This window comes from Sulfurimonas sp. (assembly GCF_016744025.1).
In the GTDB taxonomy this organism is placed as follows: domain Bacteria; phylum Campylobacterota; class Campylobacteria; order Campylobacterales; family Sulfurimonadaceae; genus Sulfurimonas.
Genome location: NZ_JADGFC010000247.1, coordinates 1 through 1,664, shown reverse-complemented (window position 1 = coordinate 1,664; position 1,664 = coordinate 1). Strand labels below are relative to the sequence as shown.

At 31.7% G+C, this 1,664-nt stretch carries 3 protein-coding genes; all 3 read right to left on the bottom strand.

The annotated features are described in order from the left end of the window. Positions 1-89 precede the first annotated feature (89 nt). Genes QZZ48_RS15720 through QZZ48_RS15710 form a run of 3 tightly spaced genes read right to left on the bottom strand, consistent with a single transcriptional unit; the run spans position 90 to position 1,432 of the window. A complete protein-coding gene (locus tag QZZ48_RS15720; protein ID WP_294967197.1) occupies positions 90-311 on the bottom strand; it encodes an LrgB family protein in 222 nt (73 codons plus the stop codon). Continuing rightward, positions 301-669, bottom strand: a complete 369-nt coding sequence (locus tag QZZ48_RS15715) for a CidA/LrgA family protein (RefSeq protein ID WP_294967196.1) — start codon at positions 667-669, stop codon at positions 301-303. The genes QZZ48_RS15720 and QZZ48_RS15715 overlap by 11 nt, the downstream gene beginning before the upstream one ends. A 10-nt stretch (positions 670-679) precedes the next feature. Beyond that, complete coding sequence (locus tag QZZ48_RS15710; RefSeq protein WP_294967195.1) at positions 680-1,432, bottom strand: RNA methyltransferase; 753 nt, start codon at positions 1,430-1,432, stop codon at positions 680-682. Positions 1,433-1,664 lie beyond the last annotated feature (232 nt).

Below are 1,664 nucleotides of genomic sequence, written 5' to 3'. Positions count from 1 at the left end.
GAGCTTTTTTACAGCCATTTGTAAATAAACCTTTGTTTACTCCTACTATACCGAACTTTAATGAATGTTTTATGCACCCGTTTTTTTAATTAAGTCATAATTGCGGTTGATTTAAAGTAGTGCTCATAATCAACTCCACTTAAAAGCAATATTGGAAGCATTATTGCATAAGCAACAATAATAGGTTGTAAAAAATCATTTTGTTTACTCTTTTTATAAACAAAGACACCAATTTTGTATGAGCCTATAGTAAAAATCAACCAAGGAAGAGGTGAAGTGTTTATATAAAGTAATAAAGCTTCAATGTTCATTGTCTTTGCCTTGTTTAGTTATAAGCACATCCATAATTTTCATACTAAAAGCTAAGGATACAAATGTACCTATACTTAGAGATAAAACTATAGGCCAGAATTCTTTTGAGATAATATCAAACTGAGTTATGATTCCAGCCGTCGCAGGAATTACTAGTAAAGCTAGGTATCTAAGCAACCAAACTGCTGCGCTATCTAAAGACTCAAAACTTCTTTTTATAATTAGTAAAAAAAGAAGTAAAAGAACCATACCAACAATGGGTCCGGGAATGATGAGTGAAAACAGAGTAGTAATAGACTCCCCTATAAACTGAAAAATAAATAGTATAACGATACCATTTAGAATTGAAGTATTCATCATTTATGCTTTATTTCATAAAAGCCAAAAGAGATGCTGTTACGGCTACATTAAGTGATTCAACACCTCTTTGCATCGGTACACTCATTGCATCATTACAAAGTTTTTCAACCTCAGGACTAACTCCATCGCTCTCATTTCCTAAAACAAATATTGACTTTTGGCTTGGTTTAACATCATAGATGCTAGTTTTAGCATGAGAAGATAGAGAGTATATCTTTGTTTCTGCATCTAGATCTGGAAGAATTTCTTCAAGAGTATGGCAATAGTAAATTGGAAGTTTGAAAAGTGTTCCTGCACTTGCTTTTATAACAAGGGGCGATATCTTTGCAGAGCTTTTTTTAGGAAGAATTATTCCATCTACATTTCCAGCTGCACATGAACGTATGATCATCCCAAGGTTTTGAGGGTTTTGTATACCATCAAGTGCTATAAGTCTAAAGCTATTCATATCTTTAATTTCAGATGCACTCTTATAAGTTTGAGCAATGATGTCTATAGCAACACCCTGATCTTGTTTAGCATTTTTACTTATGCGACTAAGAGAATTTTTCTCATGATATGTTATCTCTATATTTCTTGTCTTTGCAAGTGCCAAAATAGTCTTTACAGCTCCATCAGGTTTATTGCTAGATGCCATGTGTAGTTTGTGAACTTCAACCGAAGAATCTTGAAGTGCTTCTATTACAACATTTCTGCCGTATAGTGTAATTATTTTCTCAAAATATGCTTTTTTATCTTTGTACTCTTGTGAATCTTGCAAAGTAAATCCTCTCTAATATAATTCTATTAGCGAATTGTAACTCTTAAAGCATAAAGTAGACTTATAATCTATTACTTAAATTAACTTAATATAATGGTTCCCTTTTTCAAGACCAGTAAAACAAGTTTTCTTATTTGACTTAATTAAAAAAACGGGGGTTTAAAAACTCGCTTTTTTTGATAATTGACCAAATAATAATCTACTAAATTTAACTTCAAGCTTTTACTCAAAC

What these genes read in the sequence shown, in the direction of transcription:
- QZZ48_RS15720 (WP_294967197.1), bottom strand. Translation starts at nt 311, where the DNA reads ATGAACATTGAAGCTTTATTACTTTATATAAACACTTCACCTCTTCCT.
- QZZ48_RS15715 (WP_294967196.1), bottom strand. Translation starts at nt 669, where the DNA reads ATGAATACTTCAATTCTAAATGGTATCGTTATACTATTTATTTTTCAG.